The sequence below is a fragment of the Microvirga antarctica genome (genome assembly GCF_017921815.1).
GTDB classification, from domain to species: domain Bacteria; phylum Pseudomonadota; class Alphaproteobacteria; order Rhizobiales; family Beijerinckiaceae; genus Microvirga; species Microvirga antarctica.
The window spans coordinates 1-517 of sequence record NZ_JAGEMM010000017.1 but is presented as its reverse complement, the minus strand read 5'-3'; the positions used below and the strand labels follow the sequence as shown (position 1 = coordinate 517).

1 protein-coding gene is annotated in these 517 nt (G+C 61.5%); it reads left to right on the top strand.

Annotation, left to right across the window (positions count from 1 at the left end; all coding sequences use genetic code 11):
• Positions 1–23 precede the first annotated feature (23 nt).
• Positions 24–517: hypothetical protein (locus J4G32_RS20670; RefSeq protein WP_210497506.1), on the top strand; the 494-nt coding region annotated here is incomplete at its 3' end.

The following is a 517-nucleotide window of genomic DNA, read 5'->3' as shown; positions in this document are numbered from 1 at the left end:
ACGTTGCGGCAGCGACCGCGGGCGTGAGCGATCTCACCATCGATATTTCGAGCCGGTGGGAAGACCGCATCAACGGCACCGCCTGGTTCGATTTCCTCGGCCGCTCGAAGGTTGTGCTGGGCGTGGAGTCGGGATCGAACCTGTTCGATTTCGACGGCAAAGTCGCCGCCTGGTGCCGGACCTATGAGGCCGAGAATGCGGGACTCGATCGCGATTCCCGGGAGTTCTACACCAAGGCGCACGACGCCTACCTCCATCGCTTCGAAGGGAACGTGAACTACGCGCAGATTTCCCCACGCCACTTCGAGGCTGCCGTCTGCAACGCCGCGCAGATCCTCTACGAAGGCACCTATTCGGGAATCTTCCTCCCAAATCGACACTTCTTTCCGCTGAAGCGCGACCTGTCGAACCTCGCGGAGGCCCTGGATTTCGCCCGCGACGAGGCGCGTCTGAAAGAGTTCGTCGACCGCACCTACGCCGAGGTGGTGCTGAACCCCGCCTATCACTACGAGCATTT